A 25,471-nucleotide genomic window follows, 5' to 3' on the forward strand; every position below is an offset into this window, starting at 1 on the left:
TGCAGAACCGTGTCGTGAGCCCATGATCGGAAGAGCACGGTGTCCGCAGGTTGATACATCTGGTCAGCAGATGGTCAGAGCGTGACCCACTCGCACTCGATCGTCTCTCGCGCTGGGTCCACACCCACGAGCTCTATGTGGGTCGGCCCCGGCTCGATGTCAGAACAAACGAATTCTCCCTCGTCGCTCGCAATGATCTCGCGTATCTCGTGTGGCTGCACGATGTGCACTTCCCGGCATCTCGCATCGGAGATGTGGCCGATCAGCTCCAAAGCCCCGTTCGGATCGGGCGCGTTGACGCGTAGATCGATCGTGACGGTCGCGCGCAGCGTAGCGAAGCGCAAGTGGCGCGGATACTGACCGTGATCGTGTTCGTCGGGGGCGTCCCAGGAGTCGAAGGTCTGCGCGGCGAGCGTGGTGTCAGAGCTCCGCCGGCGGAACGCCTCGTTCAGCTGCTCGACCAGACCTGCCGGCGGAGTCTTCGAGGCCTCAGCCTCGCGGAGCAAGTGCATGATCCACTCCTCCTCGTCATGATCAGATGGCGGGCTCTCAGTGTTCACGGGGCAGTTCCATCAGGAGGCGGCCAGTGGCTCGGTGCGTCGACCGCACTCCTAGCAGAGCCGACAGGGGTCGCGTCGAATCACCCCAGTGCGTCGAGGGCGGTCACACCTCGTTGTTCGAGTTGGCGGCGGAGCTTGGCGAGGATCCGGCGTCTGGTCGGCCCGATGCTGCCGATCGGCATGTCGAGCGCCTCGCTCAACTCCTTGTAGGACAAGGGAGGGTCGAAGAGCAGGAGTGAGAGCAGCGTCCGTGCCTGTTCTGGGAGGTCGGCGTACAGCTGACGGACCAGGCGATCCCGCTTGTCGTCCGTGGTGTCGGGCGGGACCAAGTCGAACGTTCCCGGCAAGGCGGTGAGGCCGACCTCGTCGTGCGGTACCGCTCGCTTCGCGCGCTCTCTCACCCGGATCGACTCTCGGCGTGCGGTCGTTGCGAGCCACGCGCCCACCCGTTCTGGGTGTTCGATCCGATCGAGGTTCTGCAGCAAGCGCGACCAAGTCGTCTGGCAGACATCGGCGACGTCTGCCGCCTGAAGGCCCGTGCTCCTGCACACCGCCATGAGCATCTGGTTGAAGCGGTCGACCAGATCGCTCCAGGAGGAGGGGTCGCCGCTCGCAGCGCACTGCACGAGGGTCGCCACCTCTCGCCCCGGGTCACGGTCACCGTCGGTCGCGGTTGAGCACGGGGTGGTGAGAGCCGCGTCGGTCATGGTTGCCCCTTCTCCTTCGCGCGATTCGCGGGATCGCCCGCAGAGAGAGGCAGGGTCCGGGCCTCACGTTGTTGACATTTTCATAGCAGCATCGAGCCTGTTGGATGTCAACGGCGGGCCGGGCCATTGGCATTCATTTGTCATATTCGTGCGACGCCACATGGTGAATATTGACTGGTTCTCGCGTGTCGCTCGGTGGAAAGCCTGTTGCGCATCGCCGGTTGATGTTCGTGACTCGGGCGGGAGCGGGGAGCCCATTCATCACCCTTGGGCTCAGTGCCACGAGAGGGCCGCTGAACGGACACGCACCGGAGATGGCGGGCACCATCTCCGGTGGAGCGGCAGTCAAGATCTGGGGCGGGGACCAACGTCCGCCGCGCGGTGGCGACGGTCAGGCATCCCCGCTGGGGATCGGGGGCGCCAGCGCGGCCAGCACGCCGCGGCGGCCGCTGATCACGTCGGTCGCGAGTTGCACGTAGGCCGGTTCATCGATGGCGACCAACGGCTGCAGCGGCAAGCCGCGCGCTCGCTCGAGCGTCGCCGGGTCGGTGACCACCTCGCCGATGGCGGTGACACACACGCTCCAAGCGACTCCGGACGAGGCATCGATGTGGTCTGCCTCGAAGGCCAGCACCTTGCCCGCGGTGGCCGCCGCAAGCTTGGTGCCTGCGCCGGTGGCGAACACGATGCGCGAATCCAGCAGTCTGAACGACACGGGCAGGATCACCGGCATGGCGGCTGCGGTGATGGCGACCCGACCGAACGGAACGGTCGACAGCAAGTCCAAGGACACGTCGCGATCGAGGATCTCCAGGCTGTTGCGGTCGACCTTCACTGGCGAGCGATCCCTTCCCTGCTTTGAGTGCCGGCCGTTGCTGCACCGCGAACGCCGCGCGTGCCGGCAACGGCCTCCCGTGTGTTGTAGCTGCCCTTCGCGTCGGGCAACAGGGACTTTGGTCCCGATTCCGACGTTCCGGCCCTGGGCCCACGGTAGCTGTGGTGGCCAACGCGCCGCTGCCGTACGAGGCAGGTCCTGCGTCAGCCGCATCGGGACCGGTCGACCCGGCGAGCCGGGCTGAGGCATGTCGCCGTGCGGAGGCGACCGAACGGATCGGTCATGACCCGTCCCGTCACCGCGCAGACGACGGCTCGAGTGCCGGTCCACCTCCCCAAGATTGGGGGTGGTGTGCGCCCTCGCCGGTTTGCTTCTATCGCAAGGAACGCTACTGCACTCAACTGAGGTGGCCATCTATGGACAACTCATCGCGGTCGGTCTCGGGTGGGGCCAAGCCGCGCGGGCTGGGTGTTGCAGCGGACGGCGGACCGGTGGCGGCCGCGCCGAGCGAAGCACATGACTTCGCCGACGCGGTCGTCAACCGGCTCTTCGCGATCGCGTTCAGGTTGCAGCGCGTCGCCGCCGCCAACGACGACCGCAGCCTGTCGGCGATCCTTGCGGAGAACCTGGCGCTGCTCGACGAGTCGATCGCGTTCGTTCGTCGACGCTCGCTGCGCCCCATCGTGGTGTCCGACTAACCCCTCGCTCGCCCGATGACTTCACACCCGAGTCGCCCGGCGCATTGGTCGACGCGGCATGCGCCGGTGAATAGCGTGTCAGGGTGGATCCCGCGCCACCAGGGCACTCATCGTCCTTCGAGGTCGTTGCCATCGGCAGCTCGGCCGGTGGGGTCGTCGCGCTCACCCGCGTGGTGAAGGATCTGCCGGCGACCTTTCCGGCGCCGATCCTCGTGGTCCAACACCTCGACCCCCGTCACGAGACCGTGATCGCGGAGATCCTCGCCAAACGCACCTCGCTCCACGTGCAGTTGGCCGCCGAGGGCGAGACGACCTCACCCGGCACGGTGTACATCGCGCCACCCAACCGCCACCTGCTCGTGGGCGCAAACCGTACGCTGATGTTGTCGGACGCCGAGATGGTGCACTTCGTTCGCCCGTCGGTCGACTTGTTGTTCGAGTCGGTCGCCGCGGCCTACGCCGAGCGTGTGGTGGGCGTCATCCTCACGGGGAGCGGGACGGACGGGGCCATGGGCGTGGAAGCCGTGAAAGAGCGAGGTGGGACCGTCATCGTGCAAGACCCTGAGTCGGCGGAGTTCAGCGGGATGCCCCAAGCCGCGCTCGCCACCGGTGCTGTTGACTTCGTGCTCGGGCTCGAGGAGATCCCGAGCGCCTTGCATGCGCTCGTCACCTCAGGAGGTGTTGCGTGAGCGCGTCGCCCGATCCGGATTTCGAAGGCCTGGTCCAAGACATGCGCGACCGGCGCGGTTTCGACTTCACGGGTTACAAGCGCTCGTCGCTCGAACGCCGGATCCGCAAGCGGATGGGCGACGTCGGGATCGACAGCTTTGCCGAGTACCGCGACTACCTCGAGGTGCACGTCGACGAGTTCGGCATCCTCTTCGACACCATCCTCATCAACGTCACCAAGTTCTTCCGCGACGTCGACACGTGGCGCTACCTGCAGCGCGAGGTGGTGAGCAGCCTCGTCGAGGAGCGAGCCGACGGTGGGGAGATCCGCGTGTGGAGCGCCGGCTGCTCGTCCGGCGAGGAGGCGTACTCGCTAGCGATCGTGTTCTGTGAGGTGCTGGGCGAGGACGGCTTTCGCGACCGCGTGAAGATCTATGCGACCGATGTCGATGAGGGCGCGCTGCATGCGGCGCGGCTCGGGATCTACACCCCGAAGAAGCTCGATGGTGTCAACGACGAGTGGCGCGGTCGCTACTTCGAGCCCAGTGGCAACGACTTCCAGTTTCGCACCGACCTGCGGCGGCGGGTGATCTTCGGACGGCATGACATCACCCAGGATGCGCCGATCTCCCGGCTCGACCTGCTCGCCTGCCGCAACACGCTGATGTACTTCAACGCCGAGGCGCAGGGCCACATTCTCTCGCGCTTCCACTTCGCACTGCGGGAAGGTGGATACCTGTTTCTGGGGAAGGCCGAGATGCTGCTCTCCGACGGTGACCGCTTCGTCGCGCTCAGCATGCCGCATCGGCTGTTCGTGCGTGCACCCGGCCCGACGTATCTCCCACGTGACACGGTGCCCTTGCCGCACGCGCACCCGATCGGTGACCTGGCGAAGGGACGCCAGTTGCGGGAGATGGTCCTCGAAGGTGGCCCGACCGCACAGATCGCCATCGATCTCGACGGCAACCTGGTGATGGCCAACAACCAGGCGCGGGCCATGTTCGCCATCCACTCGCGCGACATCGGCAGGCCCTTGCGCGACCATGAGGTCTCTTATCGGCCGATCGAGCTGCGGTCGTTGGTCGAGCAGGCGCTGTCGGAACGCCGGCCGGTCCGCGCGAACGGCATCGAACGTCGCTTCAACGCGGACGAGGCGCAATACCTCGACGTGCAGGTGTCGCCCGTGATCGGTGACGACGGCATGTTGATCGGCACCGGCATCACCTTCACCGACGTCAGCGCGTTCATCGGCTTGCAGCGTGAGGTACGGCGCGTCCACGGCGAGCTCGAGACCGCGAACGAGGAGCTGCAGTCGACCAACGAGGAGCTCGAGACCACCAACGAGGAGCTGCAGTCGAGCAACGAGGAGCTCGAGACCACCAACGAGGAGCTGCAGTCGACCAACGAGGAGCTCGAGACCACCAACGAGGAGCTGCAGTCGAGCAACGAGGAGCTCGAGACGATGAACGAGGAGCTACGCGTGCGCACTGCGGAGCTCGACGAGACCAACAGCTTCCTCGGTGGTGTCCTCACCGGCCTCCACGTCGCGGTGGTCGTGCTCGATTCCCGCCTCGATGTTCGAGCGTGGAACCCAGCGGCTGCCGACCTGTGGGGCAGGAGCTTCAATGAGGTGGAGGGTCGGCCGTTCTTCGGCCTCGACCTCCTCGCGCCGATCAGCCAGCTGCGCGACCCGGTGCGGGCGTGCCTCGACGGGTCGAGCGACCGCACCATCACGGAGATGGCCGCCACCGACCGTCGCGGCCACGCCGTTCGTTGCCGGGTGACCGTGTCGCCGCTCGGCGGGCGCGAGGTCGGTGTGGTGCTGTTGATGGACGTGCTCGATCGATGACCGAGCCGGAGGACGTCGACGCCGTCGAGCCGGTCGACCGACTCCTTGCTTTGCGCAAAGCGGTGCTCGAAGGCGGAGAGGGTCGCCTGGAGGGGACGGGTACGGTGCTCGGCACGCTCGACGGGGCCGTTCGGGCCATCGAGCGGCTGCAGGCCCAACTCCGCGCCGCGCACGACGAGCAGCGGCGTCGCCAAGCACGCCACAGCATCGACGCGGCCCGATTTCACCTGGCGCCCGTGGCCCTCGTGATCACCGACCGGGCTGGTGTGATCCGCGAGGCGAATCGCCGTGCCATCGAGCTCCTGGCCTCCGACACCGGGAGCACCAGGGTGGGCCGCACGCTTCTCCTTCACGTCGAGCCCCGCGACCGCATCGTTTTCGATCGGGTGCTGCGCGAGCTCGAGGGCGGGCGCTCACGCACCACGACCCGCCTGCAGCTGCGCGCTCGGGGTGGAACGACCTTCTACGGCCTGCTCCGGGCCCAAGCGATCGAAGAAACCATCGCTTGGGCGATCGAGGACATCTCCTCCAGCGTTCGCTTGGAGGAGCAGGCGAATCGTGCGATAGCCCGCCAGGAGGAGGTCGCCGCGCAGTACGCCGAGCTCGACGCGACCCGCACGGCGTTCTTGCTCGCGGTTTCGCACGACCTGCGCGCGCCGATCGCTGCGGTCGCCGGTCTGGCCGACGTGTTGATCGAACGAGGTGGCCACCTCGACACCGGCGAGGCGCAGCGGGCCCTGCGTCACATCCGTTCGAGCGCCACCGAACTGACCGACGTGCTGAACGACCTGCTCGACATCCAGCGCCTGGCACAAGGTGGTGTCGTGGTGCAGGCGTCCGAGGTGCCGATTGCGAAGCTCGTCGAGGCCGCGCTCGCGGAGGTCGACCTCGATGGCCGTGAAGTCGACGTCGATGTGGACGATGCCGTGGCGCTCGCCGATCCAGGACTCCTGCGGCGAGTGCTCACGAACCTCATCAAGAACGTGGTGAGCCACACGCCGGAGGCGACGACGGTCTGGCTGCGTTGCCGCACCGAGCCCGACGGCGTGCTCGTCGTGGTCGAAGACGACGGGCCGGGCATGTCCGACGAGGACAAGACGCATGCGTTCGACCTGTTCTTCCGCGGGAGGAGCGTCGGGCAACCGAGCGGGCTGGGGGTCGGACTTGCCCTCGTCCGGCGGTTCACGGAACTGCAGGGAGGGCACGTGCGGGTGGAGGACCGTGCCGGCGGGGGCGCGTCGTTCCACGTCGTGTTGCCCGTCTGGACCGGCGAGGGGTCATCGGGCGACGCAGCGGCTGCGCCCTCGTGAATGCCTCCCGTGAGCCCGCCCCCCCCCCCGTGAATGGCCGCCGGTCGGTGCTCGTCGTCGACGACCACACCTCATTCGCTGAGACGTTGAGCATCGCGATCGCCGCGCAGGACGACTTGGTCTCGGTTGGCATCGCCAGCAACGTCGATGCCGGCCTGCACATGGCCGCCGCAACCTCACCAGACGTCGTGTTGCTCGACCAGAACCTGCCCGGGGCACAAGGCGTCGGCGCGATCGGGGCGTTCCGAAACGCGGCGCCGGGAGTGCGGGTGATCGTGCTGACCGGCCAGGTCGACCTGACCCTCCTCACCGAGGCAGCCCGCAGGGGTGCCGCCGGGTTCGTGCTGAAGTCCGCCAGCCTCGCCGAGGTGTTGGCTGCCGCGCGAGGAGACGAGAGATCCGTGTTCGTCGATGCCGAGACGCTGCGCGCGGTGATCGACGCGGTGGCTCCCGATCCCGATGCCGTGCCACGCGACGGCGCGCATCTGACCCCGCGTGAAGCCGAAGTGCTCGCCCTGCTCGGCGAGGCGACGGAGCCCAAGGCGATCGCCCGCCTCCTTGGCATCTCGCTGTACACGACCCGTGGGCACATCCAGACGATCCTCGAGAAGCTCGGCGCTCACAGCCAGCTCGAGGCCGTCATCGCTGCGAGTCGCCAAGGCTTGCTGCGCGCGTCGACTGATCGAGCCGGTCAGCCGCCGACCCCGGCGCCACCCGGCGCGGGCCTCACTGCGGAGTGACGCGCTGCGACACCGACGCGGGTTGAGCAACTGACGCTCATTCGTCCCGTTTGCACAACGTGACGTAGCGCATAGGAGGCTTTTCTTCCGCGTCGAGCCGTGGAAGACTCTCCTGCTTGTAGGGCGGTAATTCATGGCGAGGCAAAGCCCACCCGGCTCGTCCAAAGCTAGTTACATCGCTACCGAGGATGACGAACATGAGTGGGCTGGGGCATTTCCGACCTTTGTGGTCATTTCAGGCATTGGTCGACTTGGCACAAGTGCCGACCACCGAGCCGGAACCGCACGTGCGCAAGCTCATCGCGCATTGCTCGGCGCTGCCGGAGGTCATCGGGACAGCGGTCGCGCTCGCACCGTCGCAACGGCAACGGGCTGCGATCGTCGCGTCCGACGAGGCCGTGCGCGCCCGAGTGGTCAGGGACGTCCGTGCTGGTGACGGTCCGATCCGGGAGTGCATCGCCACGCAGCGCCCGGCGGCTGGGTCTGAAGGCTTGCACGTCCTCCCGATGCAGGTCCCGTCGCACGTGCTCGGCGCGCTCTGCCTGTTCGTGTCGTTCGACGGTGAAGGGCCCGCGAAGCTCGACCAGGGAGTGCTCGAGCTGGCGCAGGCCATGGCCGACGTCACAAGCCTCAGCTTGGAGAGCGCTCGAACCGTGCGGACCGAACGGGAACGGATCGAACAGCTCAACCACGCGCTGGACAGCAGAGTCGTGATCGAGCAGGCGAAAGGCGTGCTGTCCGAACGCCTCGGTGTTGGCGTCGATGCAGCTTTCGAGTCGCTGCGTGATCGCGCGCGCAGCGAGCGCAAGGACATCCACCGAGCAGCAAGCGAGGTCATCGACAGCGACGGGCCGCAGTCGGGCGGTCAGCCGGGCTGAGGCGTCCCGATCGTGGCGCCACCAGTGGTGTGTCTGGTGGGTGAGGAGGACCGCCCCGCCACTTGCCGGACGCACCACTAGGTGGCGCTGGATGCCTTGTGGACGATGCCGTCTTTCATCACAAAGGCCACGCGCTGGACCGCAGTGATGTCGTCGAGGGGGTTGCCCCGCACGCCGACGACGTCGGCCAGCATGCCCGGCGCAAGCCGACCGAGGTCGGGGCGCTCGATGAGGTCCGCGCCCACGACTGTGGCGGCGCGGATGGCGCCGAGGGGTGTCATGCCTCGCTGCACGAGGACCACGAGCTCTTCGGCGTTGCGGCCGTGCCACACGGCGGGTGCGTCGCTGCCCGTGGCGATCTTCACGCCCGCCTCGATGGCCCGCGAGAGCGATGCCCGGGCCTCAGGGAACACCCGGGCGGCCTTGGCCTGCATGGCCGGTGGGTGGCGGGAGACGTCCCAGTTCTCCGTGAGCGCGTTGGTGGAGACGAGGAACGTGCCCGTGTCGACGAGCCGTTGGACGGTGTCGTCGGTGATCATGAACCCGTGCTCGATGCAGTCGATGCCCGCGTCGATGCATGCGTTGACGGCCGTGTCGCCATGGCAGTGTGCCGCGACGCGCAGACCGCGGCGATGGGCCTCGTCGGCGATGGCGGCGAGCTCCTCGTCGGAGTACTGCTGGGCACCGGGCGGGCCGAGCGACGAGATGACGCCGCCCGAGGCGCAGCACTTGATGAGCTGCGCGCCATGCTTGATCTGGTAGCGCACGGCCTTGCGGACCTCGGGGACGCCGTCGGCGATGCCTTCCTCGACCGACAGGGGCATCAGGTGCGGTGCGAGGCCGCTCTGCGCGCTGGGGTCGAGGTGCCCGCCGGTCGGGCAAATGGCGTGACCAGCCGGCACGACGCGGGGGCCGACGGCCCACCCGGCTTCGATGGCCTCGCTCAGGGCCACGTCGAGCAGGTAGCCGCCGGTCTTCACGAACAGTCCGAGGTTTCGCACGGTCGTGAAGCCGGCCCGGAGCGTGCGGGCGGCGTTCGCGGTGGCGCGCAGCGCCATCTTCACCGGGTCGGTGACGACCGGGTCGGTGAGGCCCGCGCCGGGGCCGCCGAGGACGAGGTCGACCTCCATGTCCATCATCCCGGGGATGAGCGTGAGGTCGGGCAGTTCGATCGTCTCGTCGGCATCTGACCCGACGCTGCGGTCGGTCCCGATCGCGGCGATCTGGTTGCCTTCCACCCGCAGGTAGCCGTGCTCGACGACGTCGCCGGTGTCCACGTCGACGATGCCGCGTGCGGCCAGCAGCTTGACCTTCTCGTCATCGCTCATGAGCTCGGGGCCTCCTCGGCGTACGTGAGGAGTTGGTCGACCAAGTCGGCGAACTCCTCGTGACCAGTGTGCATGCCTATCGTCGCCTCGTTCACGAGGCCCCGCGAACAGATGGCCGACAACACGTGGACGGCGGCCGGCGACACGCCGCGCAAGTCGATGCGTCCCTGTGCGTCTGCCCGCTCGATGGCTTCGATCTCGATGGCCCGGCACCGCTCGGCATGGTTGGCGAGCTCGGTGCGGATCGACTTGCGGTGGTTGGCGAGCGCGATGAACTCGGTGAGGAAGTGCGCAGCCTCGGGGTCGTTGTGGAACGTCCAGAGCGCTTGCGCGACGCTGCGCTCCGCCATGTGCGCGGACGCTAACAGCCACCGGATCGCCATGCTGAACGGGTTGAAGATGAGCGGCCGGGGTGGATCACTTCCGACATGGTTGGAGTCCCCGCCGCCCAGGGCCCGCCGCGGTGCGCCGCCCACGCGATCTCGTCGGCTGCGGCATATGGTCCCCGCCATGAGCAGTGGATCCTCGGGCCCCGCGCCCATCTCGATGTCCGACGTGCACGCGCAGCTCACGGCGCCGGGGGCGCCGTTCGAGGTGGAGGTGGTCGACGTCGACGGTCGGCCCACCAAGACGTGGAAGAACGCCATGGCCTCGATCCGCACGGTGCTCGAGGCGAGCCGGGCGCACGGTGACGCGTCGTTCATCGTCTACGAGGACGAGCGAACCACGTTCGCCGAGCACTACGCGCAAGCCGCTGCGTTCGCGGCCGCGCTGGTGTCGGACTTCGGTGTCGGCAAGGGCGACCGGGTGGCGATCGCCATGCGGAACTTCCCGGAGTGGTCGGCGGCGTTCTTCGGCGCTGCCGCGGCCGGGGCGATCGTGGTGCCCCTGAACGCGTGGTGGACGGGCGCCGAGCTCGGGTACGGCCTCGCCGACTCCGGCACGAAGGTGTTGATCGCCGACGGCGAGCGGATGGAGCGCCTCGCCGTCGACTTGCCCACCTTGCCCGGCCTGTCGACGATCGTCGTGCGCGGCGACGTACCCGACGGGTGCGTGGCATGGACCGACGTGGTGGGGGAGCCCGACGCCGCGAGGCCGCCCGAACTGCCCGCCGTCGACATCGAGCCGGACGACGACGCCACGATCTTTTACACCTCCGGCACCACAGGGCACCCGAAAGGCGCGCTCGGCACCCACCGCAACTTCACCACCAACCTCATGTCGCTGGCGTACTCGGGCGCCCGCACGGCGATGCGCAGCGCCGCCGCCCCGAAGCCATCGGCCGAGCGTGCGGTGCCCAGCGCGCCGAACCAGTCCGCCAGCCTGCTGTCGGTGCCGTTCTTCCACGCCACGGGCTGCCACTCGATCCTCCAAGGCGCGATCGTGTCGGGAGCGAAGCTCGTGTTGATGCACAAGTGGAACCCCGAACGTGCGCTGGAGCTCATCGAGCGCGAGCGCATCACGACGTTCGGCGGGGTGCCGTCGATGGTGTGGCAAGTGCTCCAGTCGCCCGAGTTCGACCAGCGCGACATATCCAGCGTGCAGAGCATTGGCTACGGCGGCGCGCCCGCGCCTCCCGAGCTGGTCCACAAGATCGACGAGATGTTCCCGGGTCGCACGCCGTCGAACGGCTACGGCCTCACCGAGACGTCGAGCATGACCACCGGCAACGGTGGCGCCGACTACCTGGCCAAGCCCGACAGCGTCGGCGCGCCAGTGGCCGTCTGCGACGTGAAGGTCGTCGACGAAGTCGGCAACGACCTGCCCGAACGTGAGACGGGCGAACTGTGGATCAAAGGTCCGAACGTGGTGCGCGGCTACTGGGGCAAGCCCGACGCGACCGCGGCCACGTTCACCGACGGCTGGCTGCACACCGGCGACGTCGCCCGCGTCGACGACGAGGGCTTTGTCTACATCGTCGACCGAGCCAAGGACATGATCATCCGCGGCGGCGAGAACGTGTACTGCTCGGAGGTCGAAGCCGCGATCTTCGAGCATCCCGCCGTTCTCGACGCTTCGGTGATCGGCGTGCCCGACCAGGTGCTCGGCGAGGAAGTGGGCGCGGTCATCCAACCAAAGCCCGGGCGGGTCGTCACGAGCGACGAGATCCGGTCGCACGTTGCCGAGCGGTTGGCTGCGTTCAAGGTGCCCGCGCACATCTGGTTCCGCCACGACGACCTTCCTCGCAACCCGGCCGGCAAGGTCCTCAAGCGGGCGCTGCGCGACGAGGTGCTGTCGCCCTGACGCCGTAGGGTTCTCTTGTGGGTGATCGCCCCGCTTCGAACTCGGTCGAGCGTTCCGGGCCCGCAGGACGGCCCGCTGTCGTGCCGGACGGGCTCCCCGACGAGCTGGCGCCGGTCCACGCGTGGTGGGTGGCCGCCAACTACCTGTCGGTCGGTCAGGTGTACCTCATGGCGAACCCGCTGCTGCGCGAGCCACTGCGGGTCGAACACATCAAACCCCGGCTGCTCGGCCACTTCGGCACCGTGCCGGGCCTCAACTTGTTGTGGGCCCACCTCAACCGGGTCATCCGGGCACGCGATCAAGCCGTGCTGTACGTGTGCGGCCCGGGTCACGGCGGACCCGCGATGCTCGCGAACGCCTGGCTCGAAGGCACGTACTCCGAGCGCCATTCGCACGTCAGCGTCGACGAACGAGGTCTGGCCGAGCTGTTCCGGCAGTTCTCGTTCCCTGGCGGCGTACCGAGCCACGCCGCGCCCCAGACGCCGGGCTCGATCCACGAGGGCGGTGAGCTCGGTTACTCCCTGGCCCACGCGTTCGGCGCGGCGTTCGACAACCCCGAACTGGTGGTGTGCTGCGTGGTCGGCGACGGGGAAGCCGAGACCGGCCCCGCCGCCACGGGTTGGCACGGCAACAAGTTCCTCGATCCCGAGCGCGACGGTGCGGTCCTTCCCGTCCTGCACCTCAACGGCTACAAGATCGCGGGGCCGACCGTGTTGGCGCGCATCCCCGAACCGGAACTGTTGTCGCTGCTGCGCGGCTACGGCTGGGATCCCGTGGTGGTGGCGGGCGACGATCCGGTCGAGGTCCACCAGGCGCTCGCCGCCGCGCTCGACGCCGCCTTCGATCGCATCGCGGCCATCTGGGCCGACGCCCGCGCCGGCGCCGCCCGTACCACCGCGTCGACCGCGCGTCCGGGCTGGCCGATGATCGTGTTGCGCACCCCGAAGGGTTGGACGGGACCCAAAGTGGTCGACGGTCTGCCGGTCGCCGGGACGTGGCGCGCCCACCAGGTGCCCTTGGCCCAAGTGCGCGAGCGACCCGACCACCTCGCCCAGCTCGAGAACTGGTTGCAGAGCTACGCACCCGACGCGCTGTTCGACGCCGTCGGCGCGCCGGTCGAGCTCGTCCGCTCCAACGCGCCGCAAGGCGACCGCCGGATGAGCGCGACGCCGCACTCCAACGGTGGCGTGCTGCGACACGACCTGCGCCTGCCCCCGATCACCGACCGCGCCGTCGCCGTCGAGACGCACGGGGCAGGCGAGACCAGCGCAACCGGGGTGCTCGGCCGCTGGCTCGCCGACGTCATGCGCGCGAACGAGGGCGACGCCGACTTCCGTGTCTTCGGCCCTGACGAGACCGCGTCGAACCGCCTCACCGCGCTGTTCGACGTGACCGACCGGACCTGGGTGGCGGGCCGGCAAGACACCGACGATCACCTGGCTCGAGACGGTCGGGTCATGGAGGTGTTGTCCGAGCACCAGTGCCAAGGCTGGCTCGAGGGATACCTGCTGACGGGTCGGCACGGGCTGTTCAACTGCTACGAGGCGTTCGTGCACATCGTCGATTCGATGTTCAACCAGCACGCCAAGTGGTTGAAGATGAGCGCGGAAGTCCCCTGGCGGGCGCCCGTCAGCTCGCTCAACTACCTGCTGACGAGCCATGTGTGGCGCCAGGACCACAACGGGTTCAGCCACCAGGACCCGGGCTTCCTCGACGTCGTCGCCAACAAGAAGGCGAGCGTGGTCCGCGTGTACCTGCCCCCCGACGCGAACTCCCTGCTCAGCGTCGCCGACCATTGCCTGCGGAGCGTCGATCACGTGAACGTGATCGTGGCCGGCAAGCAGGAGGCACCGGTGTGGCTTGGTCCTGACGAGGCGGTCGCCCACTGCGCGCGCGGGTTGGGGGAGTGGGAGTGGGCCTCCAACGACGGCGGCGAGCCCGAGGTCGTGCTCGCGTGCGCCGGCGACGTGCCGACCCTCGAGATCCTCGCGGCGGTCGACCTCCTGCGCCGCGAGCTGCCCGACTTGCGGGTTCGGGTCGTCAACGTCGTCGACCTCATGCGGCTGGAGCCACCGACCGAGCACCCGCACGGCCTCGACAACCTGGAGTACGACAGCCTCTTCCCGCCGGACTGCCCGACGATCTTCGCGTTCCATGCCTACCCGTGGCTGATCCACCGTCTCGCGTATCGACGGCCGAACCACGACCACCTTCATGTCCGTGGCTACAAGGAGGAGGGGACCACCACCACTCCGTTCGACATGGTCATGCGCAACGATCTCGACCGCTTCCATCTGGTCATCGACGTCATCGATCGTGTCGCCCGTCTGGGCTCGCGTGCCGCCGAGCTTCGCCAGCGCATGATCGACGAACGACTCCGCTGTCGTGTCCACGCCACGACGTTCGGCGAGGATCCCCCTGACATCGCTCGCTGGGCCTGGCCCTACGGCTGACCAGGAGCAGGCCACCTCGGCGCGTGCGCCTGGCTCGGGACCTTCGGCCCTGTGCACCGACGAACCGAAGTGCTCCCATGGCCTCATGAGGCCGACCTCGGTTCCCGCCGACGGCCGTGTCGACGCGCTGTTGGCCGACGGCACGGCAGTGCGACTGCGACCCATCACCCCTGCCGACGCGTCGGAGCTGGTGCGGTTCCACGAGGGCCTGTCGCCGGAGTCGCAGCGCTTCCGCTTCCTGGCGATGCATCCACATCTGACTCCCGCGGAGATCGAGCTCTTCACCCACGTCGACGGCCACGATCGCCTCGCGCTCGTCGCGACATCAGGCGGCGAGTTGGTGGGTGTGGCGCGCTGCGACCGGGTTGGCGACGCGGCCGACGCGGAAGTGGCCGTGACGGTCGCGGACCGTTTCCAGGGCAGGGGCGTGGGGACGTTGCTCCTCGAGCACCTCGCGGACCGGGCACGCCATGCCGGCATCAAACGGTTCGTCGCGGTCGTCGCCCCCGACAACTCCAAGATGTTGCGTGTGTTCCACGACGCGGGGTTCGACTCCGAAACCCGCCTCGATGAGGGCATCGTCGATGTCCGGCTCCCGCTGGCGACCACGGCGGGAGCGGTCGAGGCGATGGCACGGCGCGAGCACCGGGCCGAGGTCTCCTCGCTGGCGCGGGTCCTGCGACCGCGAGGCGTCGCCGTCGTCGGTGCCAGCGCCCAGTCGGGCAAAGTCGGCCACGAGGTCCTGCGAGCGCTGCTCGAGCGCGGCTTCACCGGCGACGTGCACGCGGTGAACCGCGACGGTGGCGTGGTGCTGGGCCTGCGGGCCACCCCCGACCTCCGCGACGTGAAAGGGCCGGTGGACCTGGTGGTCGTGGCCGTACCCGCCGAGGAAGTGATCGAGGTGGTCGACGCGGCCGGCGAGATCGGCGCGGCGGGCGTCGTCGTGCTCTCCGCCGGGTTCGCCGAGACCGGCCCGGACGGTGCGCAGCGGGAACGCCAGATGCTCGATGTCGCCAGATCGTGGGGCATGAGGATCGTGGGGCCGAACTGCCTTGGCATCATCAACAACGACCCTGGGGTGCGCCTCCACGCGACCTTCGCCGGGATCCACCCACCACCGGGTCAGATCGGCTTCTACACGCAGTCCGGCGCGGTGGGCATCGAAGCGCTCGCGGCGGCCGAGTCGGGTGGCCTCGGCCTCTCGTCGTTCGTGTCCGTCGGCAACAAGGCCGATGTGAGCGGCAACGACCTGCTGCAGTGGTGGGAGGACGATGCGGCCACCCGGGTCGTCGGCCTCTACCTCGAGTCGTTCGGCAACCCGATCAAGTTCCGCCGCCTCGCGCGGCGCCTGTCGGCGCGCAAACCGATCGTGGCCCTCAAGGCCGGGCGTAGCCCGGCCGGGTCGCGCGCCGCCGCGTCGCACACGGCTGCCGTTGCGAGCAACGATCGCATGGTCGATGCCTTGTTCGGCGACACCGGCGTGATCCGGGTCCCGAGCTTCGAGGAGCTGTTCGACACGCTGGGGTTGCTCAGCACCCAGCCCCTCCCCGCGGGGCCGAGGGTGGCGGTCGTGACCAACTCGGGTGGCGCGGGGATCCTCGCCGCCGACGCGCTTGCCGACGCAGGGCTCGCCGTCGCGGACATCGGACGGGCGAACCCCGTCGATCTCCGCGGCGACGCGGATGCGACGGCCTTCGAGCAAGCAGTGGCCACCTTGGTGGACGACGACCGGGTCGACGCCCTGATCGTGGCGTTCGTGCCCACCGCGCTCGCCGTCTCCGGCGACGTGGCCTCGGCGTTGGAGCGGGCGATCGGGACCACGATCGAACAACCGACCAAACCGGTCGTCGGCGTGTTCCTGGCCGGCTCGGCGGTGGCGGCGCACGACGCGCCGCGGATCGCTCGTATCGGAACCGTCGAGCGCGCCGCGAAGGCGTTGTCGCGAGCCTGGTCCTACCGCCAGTGGCGCGACGTTCCCCGACACGTCGCGGACCGCCAGCCGGACTCGGACGGCGTCTCGGTGGCGACGACTTCCGCTCGACTGTTCGACCGCAGCGGGCCGGGTTGGCTGGCGCCGGTGGACTGCGCCGCGCTGCTGGCCGCCGGCGGTGTGGAGTACGACCTCGGCGAGGTCGTGACGTCGGGCGCCGAGGCCCATGAAGCCGCCGCACGGCTCGCCGTGCCGGTTGCGGTGAAGGCGATCGCGCCCGGCCTCCTCCACAAGACCGATGCTGGAGGCGTCGTGCTCGGTGCGGAGACGCCGCTCGAGGCAGCCCGTGGCTACCAACAGCTCGTGGAGCGCCTCGGGCCGACGATGGAGGCTGCGCTGGTGCAGCCCATGGCGGGCCCGGGCGAGGAAGTGATCATCGGCGCGGTGAGGGATCCGGCCTTCGGTGTGCTGGTGTTGTTCGGCGCAGGGGGGACGCGAACCGAACTCCTCGCCGACCAGGCCTTCCGCTTGGCGCCCCTGAGCGCCGACGACGCCGCCGACATGATCGCCGCCACCCGAGTGCACCAGGTGCTGGCGGGTTGGCGAGGCGCCGCGCCGCTCGACGTCCCGCAGCTGCGCGACCTGCTGGTCCAGGTCGGTCAGCTGGTCGTCGACGCCCCGGAGATCGCCGAGCTCGACCTCAACCCCGTGCTCGTCGGGCAGCACCGGTTGTGGGTGGTCGACGCACGCATCCGCCTTGCCGATCCGCCGACGGAGCTGGACGCCACCCGGCACCTCCGCTGACCCGCATCGGCGGCCATCACTGCTTGGTCGACGTTCTCACATCGGTGAAGTTCGACGCGTCGACGAGGTGGGTGCACCCGCGACGGCTGGTCGAGGCCCGAGCAGGCGCACGGTCGCAGCTCGCAGTGTCGGCTCACGGTCGCCGCGGCGGAATCGAGGCTCGCAACGGGGCGACCCACGCTTGGGCTCACGACCTCCGGTCCCTGTCTCCGCTCAGGGTCGCAGTGGCGGCATGGAGGCTCGCAGCGCGGCGACCCGCAACAAGAAGGCACCGATCTTTGCCTGGCTCGTGCCACGCCCGGCGAGGAGGTCGTCGATGAGCTGCTGGTGCGCCGCGTACAGCAGCTCCGGGTCATTCGCGGCTTCGGCCACGAGGATCCCGATCCCCTGATCCATTTCCGCGGGGTGACGCGCCAAGCGCTGCGCGTGCTCGACGAGGCACCCGATCATCTCGATGCCGCCGGCCGTGTCGAGGACACGTCCGACCACTTGGCTCATGACGCCTTGACCTCGTGGTGCGAGACCGGCGGCTCGGCCCCTGTCCCGCCCGTGATCTCCGTGGCCGCCTCCGTGGCCCGGAGCTCCGCGGCGATGGACGCCGCCCAGGCCCGGACCTGGGCGGGATCACGCCAGTCGCCGGCGAGGCTCCTGGCCATGAGGGACGCCACGAACCCGCTGGCGTGCGGGTCCAGGCAGCCGCCGAACGTGATGTGGCCGCGTGCGCCGACCCTCTCCATGAGCTTCCGGACGCCCGCGGTGGGCGGTTTGTCGCCTTCGGCGGCCTGGTCGCCGAGCGGGCCGCTGCTCACGAACCACACGGGCATCGACCGCAGCTCCGCGGTGTGCGAACGCACGAACCGGCGAGCGTCGCGATACCAGCGGTTGGCGTACAGCGCGCCCGCCACCACCGCCGCGTCGTACCCCTCGATCGACTGCACGCCGGCCGCATCGCGTGCCACGGCCGTCAAGCCCTCGGCGTTCAGACCGTCGGCGATCATGCCGGCGAGCCCTTCCGTACCGCCTCGTTTGGAGCCGAATGCAACGAGAATCTCCATGAGTGCTCCTCACCTTGTCGCCGCCTGTCCTGCGGGTGGCGATGGCCTTTCGAGATGAGTGTCGTGCACTGCCGACCCACCAAACAGGGCCGTTGGTCCCGAGTTCTGCACCGACGGACGCCCTGCCTGGTGCTCGCGGCGTGCCGACCTCAGTTGGTGACGGCGCGCAGTCGGTCCTGCAACTGCGCGTCGAGCGTGGCAGCGGTGATGATGCCGACGACTTCGGCGCCACGCTGCACGATCACAGGGCCGTCAGAGACCAGCGGCAGGACGTCTTCCAGCGAGGTCCCGCACTCCACCGATGAGGTGGACATGACCGCCTCGAGGGGCCGTTCCGGTGACAGGCCGTAGACGGTGGCGATCGCGACGGATCCGACGACGTGGCCGTCACCGTCGACGACCGCATACGCGGGTTGAGGGTGGGTCTCGGCGACCCGGCGCGCCTCCTGTGCCGACGCCCCGACGGGGAGTTTCACCAGGCAGGGGAGCGCGGCGACTTCCGCGGGTAGCGGTGCGATCGCTTCGTGGACCAGCACCGCTGCCTCCTCGGCTCGACCCGCCACGATGACGAACAACCCGATCACGATGAGCCAGAGGTTGTAGAGGAACCCGATCGCGATCATCGCGACGGCGAAGGCCCGGCTGATCCGGGCGGCGATCCTCGTGGCCTCCCCTCTCGACCGCCCGCGCTCCAGGAGCGCGCGGAACACCCGCCCGCCGTCGAGCGGAAAGGCCGGCACGAGGTTGAAGGCCGCCAGCAGCAGGTTGACCCAACCGAGTCGGACCAGCACCGACCGACCGAAGACCGTCGGTGGCCAAAGCGCCGTCCCGGCGAGGGCGGCCGCCCCGAAGGCCACCAGTGCCACGACGACGCTGGCAGCCGGGCCTGCAGCGGCGATCACCGTCTCGTCGCGCCAGTTCTCCGGTATCCGTTCGAGGCGGGACACACCGCCGATCGGCAAGAGGTCGATCTCGTGGACCGCGACCCCCTTGCGCCGAGCGACCAGGCTGTGCGCGAGCTCGTGGACGATCACGCAGGCGAACAGCGCCGCGAGCCAACCCACGGCGCCGACCGCGGACTCACCAGCGGAAGCGGCCGCGAACGCGACGAGGGCGACCAGCGCGATGAAGGTGACGTGCAGCCTGACGGTGATCCCGCCCACGCGCAGCACCGGGATCGACCAACGGCGAGGCGTGCGGCGGGTTCGTTGCATGGCGGCCACGCCTGCCATGGTCGACCCCCAGCCCGACGGCGGGCAGGGTCTTTCGACCCATCTTGGTGTGCACGACGTTCAGCCGAGACGACCGGAGGGCCTCGAGGAGGGGAAGGCGTCGGGGCGGCAGGGCTGGTTGAGCAACGTGTCGCACGCCGGATAGGACCGAGGCGCGCTCGCGCCTCGGACCGTCCCGAACACGACCTGGGACGGGTGGGCCGTGTCGTGCAGCACCGAGACGAGCCCTGCGTTCACCAGCGGTTCGAAGTTCCAGCCTCCTGTCTGGCTGGCGGTGTCGATCACCACCCGGATGCGGGAACCGGCCCGGAACACATGGTCCAAGGGGAGCACCGCGATCCGCACCGCCGTCGCTCTGCCCAGGACCAGGGGCTGCACGTCGGAGGCCAGGTCGGTGTACACCGGCATGGTGGGCGTGCTCGCCTTGGCGTCGAGCTTGCGCATCGAGGCACGCAACCAGCCGCGACCGACGTACAGCTCCTGCCCGTCGGGTCGCACTTCGGTGATCGTGGCCTGCAGGTCAGTGTCGGTCGCGGTCGATCTCAGCCAGAGGTCGACGCTGATCGGGCCGAGCAGTTCGGTGTCGCGGCCGAGTTTCGGGGTGGTGTACGCGACCGCGCCCGCCGGCTCGCCCGGCAGCTTCCAGAACAGGTTCTGCTGCCCGAAGATGATCCCGTCCTCCGTCCCAGGCGACACGGTCGGCGAGAGATAGCTGTCGGCGGGTTGCGTACCCGATGGCGCAGAGGTGGTCAGCGCGCCGCCGCGCCCGAGGAAGAGGTGCTCGGTGGTTGTCGCCGGCGGCCAGCTCCGAGCCGTCGTGACCCACCGCGGCTTCGGGTTGGTCGCGTTCGTGGTCTCGTGCCACAGCTGGACGTGCGGGGTCGACTCGAAGCCGTTGTGTCGGCCCTTCACGAAGCGGTCGAAGAAGCGCACCAGCTCGTTCGTGATCGGCGTCGAGTACGTGCACATGCCGTGGAAGCCGTTCGTGACGAGCATCCAGGTGCGGTCGGCACGCAAGCGCGGGAAGAGGGTCCACAAGCTGCGGCTCCCGACTTCGTCGTCCTGCCACGATTCACACCCGAACGCCGGCACGGTGATGTTGCTCGCGGATGCTCCCACTGCCTTCGACGTCCAGAACCCGCTCATGTACGAGTGCAGCAGGCCGGACACCATGATGTTGTCGGTGGGGTTGACCGGCACTTGGCCGGCGAGGCTCGTGGCACATTGGAGGTCACGGGCCTGGATGCCGCTCATCGCGCTGCTGGTAGCGGCAGGGGGCTGGTCGGCCAACGCCCACAAGATCGCGAACTCGCCGTTCGGGATGCCGCCCGGGTAGGCGACGTCGCGGTACAAGTCGTCGACGATCTGCCACGGCGCGATCGCGTCGAGGCCCTTGGGGTGCCGAGCCGCGATGGCGGGCTGGGTCAGACCGGGAAAGGAGTCGCCGAACATCCCGACGTGTCCTGTCGACCACGGCTGCTGCGCGGCCCACCCCACCACGGCCACCCCGTCGGTGGTCTCTTGTGGGCTGCGAAAGTCGAACGTGCCCTGCGAGCAGCCCGTGCCGCGCAAGTTGACGCCGAGCACCGCGTAGCCGGCGGCGAGCAACGCCTCGGCGTCGTGGCCCTCGTTGCACGTCATGGGCGACGTGCCCTCGCAGTAGCCGTCGTACTTGAGCGCCACGGGGAAGCGGCCCCGCGCCTTGGGCAACACCACCGTGTAACGGAGCTTCACGCCGTCGGTCATGGTGATGTAGCCCGACTTCGTCACGCCGGTCGGTGCGGCCGTGGTCGAACGGGCGGCCTCAGGCCGGGCCGTCGTGTTCGACCGGACCGGCGCGGCCAGGGCAGGGGCGGCCCCCACCGCGCAACACAACAGGAACGTCGCAAGTGCGAGCCGGGCCAACTTGGATCCGCCGATCACCATGTCTCCCCCTGCCGTAGCGATGGCCGGCAGAGAGGGTAGCGAGGGCCCGGCCTCGACGGTCAGCCGGGGCGCTCGCGGACCACCGATCGGGGGTCCTTGTCCTCGCGCAGGCCGAGGAACCGGGGGTGGCGCAAGCGGCCTGCGCCCGTCCACTCGGCGAACCCCACTTGGCAGACCAGGCGGGGTTCCGCCCAGTGCGCACCTTTGCGGATCGGGTCGGCGCCGTCGAACGGGCTGGTCGCGCGTTCGAGCACACCGAGCCGGCGAGCCAGATCAGCCAGGGTCGCCGCGTCGAACCCGGTGCCGACCTTCCCGGCGTAGCGCAGCCGGTTGCCGTCGTAGTAGCCGACGAGCAACGCCCCGAGACCGACGCGGCTGCCGTGGGGGTCGGTCCAACCTCCGATCACGAGCTCCTGGTCGGCGACGCACTTGAGCTTCAGCCAATCACGGCTGCGGCCGCTCCGGTACGTGCTCGACGACCGTTTGGCCACGAGCCCCTCCCACCCCGCGACGCAGGCCTTCTCCAGCAACTCGGCGGGGTCACCGGGCAGCGGTTCGGAGCGCCGCACGGGGTCGGTGACGTCGAGCGCTGCGGCGAGCAGCTCGCGGCGGTCGCGGAGCGACTGGTCGGTGATGTCGACGCCCGCCAGGTGGAGCGCGTCGAAGACCTCGTAGACGACGGCGCCGGAACGCTGCTGCAACGCGGCGAAGCTGCCGATGTCGCCGTCGGCGCCGACCACTTCGCCGTCGAGCACGAACCGGTCGACGGGTTGGTCGAGCAGCGCCTCGACCAGCGCCGGATACGAGCGGCTGCGATCGAGGTGGTTGCGGGTCCACAAGCGCACGGTGTCACCGTCGCGCACGGCGAGGATCCGGATGCCGTCGAACTTGCGCTCGTAGGTCCAGTCGTCGCCCTCGAGCGGCAGCTCGGCGAGCGTGGCCAGCATCGGTTCCACGAAGCCGGGCCGCGCCGAGCGGGTCATCGCACGCGGGTCACGCGGGTGGTTCGACGAACGTGGCGGCGCGCCGGTGGAAACGCCACTCGTCTCCTTCGCGGCGCAACACGTCGTCGTAGCGTCCGACGAGGCGGATCGCCCACCCCGACCTGCCCAGCGAGATGAAGATCACGTCGCTGGTGGCGCGCGCTTCGGTCGAGCTCCAGTCGGTCACCAAGGTGTTCAGCACCAAGTGGCGTTGCGGCCCGCGCGGTTCCCAGCTCGTGAACGCGGCGTGCAGCGCGTCGCGGCCGGTGTGGGTGCCGAGGCCCGGGATCGTGCATGTGCCGTCTGCGCAGAACGTGGCGACGACGTCGCCGGTGCGGCCGTCGTCGAGGGCCAACGTGTAGCGGCTGATGGCCGCCCGGACCCCTTCGACCACGTCGGCGTACGTCAGGTCGGTCACTCCGTCAGGCCCAAGTCGACGGTGGGGGTGTCGAGCGGGTTGACGTTGATCGTGTGGAGCGCGGGCAGCAGCGACTTGTACGGCAGGCCGGCCAGGAACCCGTCGACGGTCTGTTCGAAGTTGCCGACGCCGCCCTCGATCCCCGCCGACAGTCGCAAGTAGTCGAAGCCGCCGTTGTGCAGACCTTGCTGTTGCTTGGGGAGGTTCGAGAAGTCCTGGGTGGGGATCGGCGGCACTCGTGGGTCGTCGACTTCCCACACTTCCGGCGGCTCGGGCCGGGGGCGGGCTTCGCTTTCGGGGTAGCGGGTGAGCGACCAGATCTCCATCAACGTCGACTCGGGACCCAGCGGCCGGAAGCGGTAGGACGACGCGCTGCTGTACATGGGCAACAAGAAGTAGTGCGGGAAGCAGTAGCCCATCGGCTGGTTGAGCCCGGAGGCCTCGAGCTCGTTGAGATCGGGCATGCGGTGACCTTGGTCGCGGTGCCAGCGCACGACTTCGTCGTTGAGCGTGCGGTTCCAAGTGGCGTACGCGAGCGGGTAGTCGGCGGGCAGCTCGACCTCGTCGCGCAGCCGCTCGGCAACTTGGAGGTCCGAGGCGTGGACCATGCCGGCCATGCCCTCGTTCATCGTGCGCAAGTAGTGCAGCTCCGCGTCGAGGAACTCCTGCGGGTCGAACGCGGTCTCGTCGCGAGGGGGCATCCGACCCGGGATCCGCAGCTGCGGGTGGCTCTGCAGCACGTGGTACTGCTCGACGAACGCAGCCTCGGCCAGCTTCCAGTTCACGGGGAGGCGGATCGCCCGCCACCACTCGACGCGGTACGCATCGACGTCCCACGCGTCTTGCACGGTGGCGAACGGTTCGATGCACTCGCGCAGCGGCGGTGCGTCGGCGTCGAAGTTGATCCACGCACATCCGCCCCAGGTCTCGCAGCGGACCGGGGTCAGGTCGATGTCGCCCGCTTCGAGGTTCTCCGGCGAGAACGTTCGCGCTCGGGGGACGAACGTGTTGACCCCGTCGAGGCCGTAGCACCAGCCGTGGAACGGGCAGACGAACGAGCGGCAGCTGCCCGTTCCCTCGACCAACCGGACGCCGCGGTGGCGGCAGGTGTTGCGCAGCGCGCGGACGCCACCGTCGGCGTCGCGCACCATGATCACCGACTGGTCGAGCAGGCGGTACTCGACGTAGTCGTGCGGCTCGGGGATCTCCTCGAGGCGGCAGGCCATCTGCCACACGCGCGACCAGAGCTGGTCGACTTCGAGCTGGAAGTACTCGGGGTCGTAGTAGCGACCTTTGGGGACGCGGTCGGGCACTTGCATGGCGTGCGGGACACGAGGACCCGGGGGCGATCCGTCCACGAGGGGGACTGTATACTAACCGGTCGGTACACCGAGCTCCGGCGACGCCCGCGGCGGGCGCAGCCACGCGACGCGACCAGAGGTGCGATGCCCAACTCGAACGCTTCGACCGGCGCCGTCGACGTCGAGGTGCTGGTCGTCGGGGCAGGCGTCACGGGCATCTACGCGCTCTACCGAGCTCGCGAAGCGGGCTTCTCCGTCCAACTCGTCGAAGCCGGCAGCGGGGTGGGTGGTACCTGGTACTGGAACCGCTACCCCGGCGCCCGCTTCGACTCCGAGAGCTACACGTACGGCTACTTGTTCTCGCGTGACCTGTTCGACGAGTGGGAGTGGCAGGAGCACTTCGCGGCGCAGCCCGAGACCGAGCGCTACTTCAACCACGTCGTCGACCGCTTCGACCTCCGCCGCCACATGCGGTTCGACGTGCCGGTGACCTCGGCCCACTACGACGTGCGGTCCGGCACGTGGCTGGTCACGCTCGGTGGCGGTGACACCATCCGGGCCCGTTTCGTCATCGCCGCGACCGGCGTCTTGTCGGTGCCGTACGTGCCCGACATCCCGGGGCGGGAGTCGTTCGGTGGCGTGGCCCACCACACCGGCCGCTGGCCGGGCGAACCGGTCGACTTCGCCGGCAAGCGGGTCGCCGTGGTCGGCACGTCCTCGAGCGGCGTGCAAGTCGTGTCGTCGATCGCCGGCGACGTCGCCCAGCTCTCGGTCTTCCAGCGCAGCGCCAACTGGTGCACCCCGCTCAACAACCGCCCGATCACCGCCGCGGAACAAGCAGAGCTGCGCGCCGGGTTCGACGAGCTGTGCCGCGTGCTCAACACGTCGATCAGCGGCTTTGCGCACCCCGTCAACGAACGGATGGCGTTCGACGACAGCGCGGCGGAGCGCCGAGCGGTCTACGAGCAGCTGTGGAACAGCCCGGGCTTCATGAAGCTCACGAGCAACTACGCCGACATGTTGTTCAACGACGCGGCGAACGCCGAGTGGTGCGACTTCATCGCCGCCAAGATCCGCGGCACGGTGCGCGACCCGGCCGTCGCCGAGCGCCTGGTGCCCAAGGACCATCCTTTCGGCGCCAAGCGACCGCCGTTCGTCCAGGGCTACTTCGAGGCGTTCAACGATCCCGAGGTCGAGCTGGTCGACCTGCGCGAGACCCCGATCGTGCGCGTGACCCCGACCGGCATCGAGACCACCGACCGCACGCGGGACTTCGACATCATCGTGTGGGCCACCGGCTTCGACTTCGGCACCGGCGCCATGCTGCGGATGGGCATCGTGGGGCGCGGCGGCCTGGCGCTGGCGGACCACTGGAAGGACGGCCCCACCACCTTCCTCGGCCTGCAGACCCACGGGTTCCCCAACCTCTTCTTCCCCGGCGGCCCGCACGCGGCCGCCGGGAACAACCCGCGCTACAACGGCGACCAGGTCGACGCGGTGACCGACATCCTGTGCCACGCGCGCGGGGTGGGCGCATCCACGATCGAGCCG

At 69.1% G+C, this 25,471-nt stretch carries 22 protein-coding genes; 10 read left to right on the plus strand and 12 right to left on the minus strand.

The annotated features are described in order from the left end of the window. Positions 1-74: 74 nt before the first annotated feature. The 3 genes from VHA73_15990 to VHA73_16000 all read right to left on the minus strand — a co-directional run bounded on the left by VHA73_15990 (position 75) and on the right by VHA73_16000 (position 2,102). The gene (locus VHA73_15990) at positions 75-512 is read right to left on the minus strand and encodes a hypothetical protein (GenBank protein ID HVX19523.1); all 438 of its coding nucleotides are present in this window, start codon (positions 510-512) and stop codon (positions 75-77) included. A 128-nt stretch (positions 513-640) separates the two neighbouring features. After that, positions 641-1,267, minus strand: a complete 627-nt coding sequence (locus VHA73_15995; protein HVX19524.1) for a sigma-70 family RNA polymerase sigma factor — start codon at positions 1,265-1,267, stop codon at positions 641-643. A 391-nt stretch (positions 1,268-1,658) separates the two neighbouring features. Beyond that, complete coding sequence (locus VHA73_16000; GenBank protein HVX19525.1) at positions 1,659-2,102, minus strand: pyridoxamine 5'-phosphate oxidase family protein; 444 nt, start codon at positions 2,100-2,102, stop codon at positions 1,659-1,661. A gap of 416 nt (positions 2,103-2,518) precedes the next feature. Here VHA73_16000 and VHA73_16005 point away from each other — a divergent pair, with 416 nt between their 5' ends. From VHA73_16005 to VHA73_16030, 6 genes are all read left to right on the plus strand, one after another. After that, the gene (locus VHA73_16005; protein ID HVX19526.1) at positions 2,519-2,800 is read left to right on the plus strand and encodes a hypothetical protein; all 282 of its coding nucleotides are present in this window, start codon (positions 2,519-2,521) and stop codon (positions 2,798-2,800) included. 83 nt (positions 2,801-2,883) lie between these two features. Then, positions 2,884-3,489, plus strand: a complete 606-nt coding sequence (locus tag VHA73_16010) for a chemotaxis protein CheB (GenBank protein ID HVX19527.1) — start codon at positions 2,884-2,886, stop codon at positions 3,487-3,489. Beyond that, positions 3,486-5,318 carry a CheR family methyltransferase gene (locus tag VHA73_16015; protein HVX19528.1) on the plus strand — a complete coding sequence of 611 codons (1,833 nt, stop codon included), beginning with the start codon at positions 3,486-3,488 and terminating at the stop codon, positions 5,316-5,318. The genes VHA73_16010 and VHA73_16015 overlap by 4 nt, the downstream gene beginning before the upstream one ends. Beyond that, positions 5,315-6,628, plus strand: coding sequence for an ATP-binding protein (locus tag VHA73_16020; protein ID HVX19529.1), 1,314 nt, complete (start codon positions 5,315-5,317; stop codon positions 6,626-6,628). Before VHA73_16015 ends, VHA73_16020 begins: the two co-directional genes overlap by 4 nt. Before the next feature lie 47 nt (positions 6,629-6,675). Then, the gene (locus VHA73_16025; protein HVX19530.1) at positions 6,676-7,368 is read left to right on the plus strand and encodes a response regulator transcription factor; all 693 of its coding nucleotides are present in this window, start codon (positions 6,676-6,678) and stop codon (positions 7,366-7,368) included. A gap of 260 nt (positions 7,369-7,628) precedes the next feature. Beyond that, positions 7,629-8,246, plus strand: coding sequence for an ANTAR domain-containing protein (locus tag VHA73_16030; GenBank protein HVX19531.1), 618 nt, complete (start codon positions 7,629-7,631; stop codon positions 8,244-8,246). 77 nt (positions 8,247-8,323) lie between these two features. On the opposite strand, the gene VHA73_16035 is transcribed toward VHA73_16030, so the two are convergent. Together VHA73_16035 and VHA73_16040 are read right to left on the minus strand one after the other, a co-directional pair. After that, on the minus strand, positions 8,324-9,574 hold the full coding sequence (locus tag VHA73_16035) for an amidohydrolase family protein (protein ID HVX19532.1): 1,251 nt from the start codon (positions 9,572-9,574) through the stop codon (positions 8,324-8,326). Beyond that, positions 9,571-9,924, minus strand: a complete 354-nt coding sequence (locus VHA73_16040; GenBank protein ID HVX19533.1) for a hypothetical protein — start codon at positions 9,922-9,924, stop codon at positions 9,571-9,573. The genes VHA73_16035 and VHA73_16040 overlap by 4 nt, the downstream gene beginning before the upstream one ends. 160 nt (positions 9,925-10,084) lie before the next feature. On the opposite strand from VHA73_16040, the gene VHA73_16045 reads away from it, so the two are divergent. The 3 genes from VHA73_16045 (at position 10,085) to VHA73_16055 (ending at position 17,005) form a co-directional block, all read left to right on the plus strand. Next, a complete protein-coding gene (locus tag VHA73_16045) occupies positions 10,085-11,818 on the plus strand; it encodes an AMP-binding protein (protein ID HVX19534.1) in 1,734 nt (577 codons plus the stop codon). A 17-nt stretch (positions 11,819-11,835) separates the two neighbouring features. After that, positions 11,836-14,271 (plus strand): phosphoketolase family protein, encoded by a 2,436-nt coding sequence (locus VHA73_16050; protein ID HVX19535.1) that lies wholly within the window; start codon positions 11,836-11,838, stop codon positions 14,269-14,271. Between the two features lie 85 nt (positions 14,272-14,356). Next, positions 14,357-17,005: a GNAT family N-acetyltransferase gene (locus VHA73_16055; GenBank protein ID HVX19536.1), complete on the plus strand. Its 2,649-nt coding sequence runs from the start codon at positions 14,357-14,359 to the stop codon at positions 17,003-17,005. Positions 17,006-17,218: 213 nt separating this feature from the next. Here VHA73_16055 and VHA73_16060 read toward each other — a convergent pair whose 3' ends face one another. The 7 genes from VHA73_16060 to VHA73_16090 form a co-directional block, all read right to left on the minus strand. Next, positions 17,219-17,503, minus strand: coding sequence for a hypothetical protein (locus tag VHA73_16060; protein ID HVX19537.1), 285 nt, complete (start codon positions 17,501-17,503; stop codon positions 17,219-17,221). Further along, positions 17,500-18,060: a flavodoxin domain-containing protein gene (locus VHA73_16065; protein HVX19538.1), complete on the minus strand. Its 561-nt coding sequence runs from the start codon at positions 18,058-18,060 to the stop codon at positions 17,500-17,502. The genes VHA73_16060 and VHA73_16065 overlap by 4 nt, the downstream gene beginning before the upstream one ends. Before the next feature lie 149 nt (positions 18,061-18,209). Continuing rightward, on the minus strand, positions 18,210-19,274 hold the full coding sequence (locus VHA73_16070) for a site-2 protease family protein (GenBank protein ID HVX19539.1): 1,065 nt from the start codon (positions 19,272-19,274) through the stop codon (positions 18,210-18,212). Positions 19,275-19,352: 78 nt separating this feature from the next. Continuing rightward, positions 19,353-21,215 (minus strand): CocE/NonD family hydrolase, encoded by a 1,863-nt coding sequence (locus VHA73_16075; protein ID HVX19540.1) that lies wholly within the window; start codon positions 21,213-21,215, stop codon positions 19,353-19,355. Between the two features lie 62 nt (positions 21,216-21,277). Further along, a complete protein-coding gene (gene ligD / locus VHA73_16080; GenBank protein HVX19541.1) occupies positions 21,278-22,201 on the minus strand; it encodes a non-homologous end-joining DNA ligase in 924 nt (307 codons plus the stop codon). Positions 22,202-22,211: 10 nt separating this feature from the next. Next, the gene (locus VHA73_16085; GenBank protein HVX19542.1) at positions 22,212-22,619 is read right to left on the minus strand and encodes a nuclear transport factor 2 family protein; all 408 of its coding nucleotides are present in this window, start codon (positions 22,617-22,619) and stop codon (positions 22,212-22,214) included. Then, complete coding sequence (locus VHA73_16090) at positions 22,616-23,977, minus strand: aromatic ring-hydroxylating dioxygenase subunit alpha (protein HVX19543.1); 1,362 nt, start codon at positions 23,975-23,977, stop codon at positions 22,616-22,618. The genes VHA73_16085 and VHA73_16090 overlap by 4 nt, the downstream gene beginning before the upstream one ends. A gap of 87 nt (positions 23,978-24,064) precedes the next feature. Between VHA73_16090 and VHA73_16095 the strand changes: the two genes are divergently transcribed. After that, on the plus strand, positions 24,065-25,471 hold a 1,407-nt coding region (locus tag VHA73_16095), incomplete at its 3' end, for an NAD(P)/FAD-dependent oxidoreductase (protein ID HVX19544.1).

It is taken from the genome of Acidimicrobiales bacterium, from assembly GCA_035547835.1.
Classification (GTDB): domain Bacteria; phylum Actinomycetota; class Acidimicrobiia; order Acidimicrobiales; family Iamiaceae; genus DASZTW01.

Bases quoted from the DNA above. Each gene is read 5' to 3' on its own strand.
- VHA73_16005 (HVX19526.1), top strand. From the start codon at position 2,519: ATGGACAACTCATCGCGGTCGGTCTCGGGTGGGGCCAAGCCGCGCGGG.
- VHA73_15995 (HVX19524.1), bottom strand. From the start codon at position 1,267: ATGACCGACGCGGCTCTCACCACCCCGTGCTCAACCGCGACCGACGGT.
- VHA73_16070 (HVX19539.1), bottom strand. From the start codon at position 19,274: ATGCAACGAACCCGCCGCACGCCTCGCCGTTGGTCGATCCCGGTGCTG.
- VHA73_16045 (HVX19534.1), top strand. From the start codon at position 10,085: ATGAGCAGTGGATCCTCGGGCCCCGCGCCCATCTCGATGTCCGACGTG.
- VHA73_16035 (HVX19532.1), bottom strand. From the start codon at position 9,574: ATGAGCGATGACGAGAAGGTCAAGCTGCTGGCCGCACGCGGCATCGTC.
- VHA73_16020 (HVX19529.1), top strand. From the start codon at position 5,315: ATGACCGAGCCGGAGGACGTCGACGCCGTCGAGCCGGTCGACCGACTC.
- VHA73_16055 (HVX19536.1), top strand. From the start codon at position 14,357: ATGAGGCCGACCTCGGTTCCCGCCGACGGCCGTGTCGACGCGCTGTTG.
- VHA73_16060 (HVX19537.1), bottom strand. From the start codon at position 17,503: ATGAGCCAAGTGGTCGGACGTGTCCTCGACACGGCCGGCGGCATCGAG.
- VHA73_15990 (HVX19523.1), bottom strand. From the start codon at position 512: ATGCACTTGCTCCGCGAGGCTGAGGCCTCGAAGACTCCGCCGGCAGGT.
- ligD (HVX19541.1), bottom strand. From the start codon at position 22,201: ATGACCCGCTCGGCGCGGCCCGGCTTCGTGGAACCGATGCTGGCCACG.
- VHA73_16065 (HVX19538.1), bottom strand. From the start codon at position 18,060: ATGGAGATTCTCGTTGCATTCGGCTCCAAACGAGGCGGTACGGAAGGG.
- VHA73_16040 (HVX19533.1), bottom strand. From the start codon at position 9,924: ATGGCGGAGCGCAGCGTCGCGCAAGCGCTCTGGACGTTCCACAACGAC.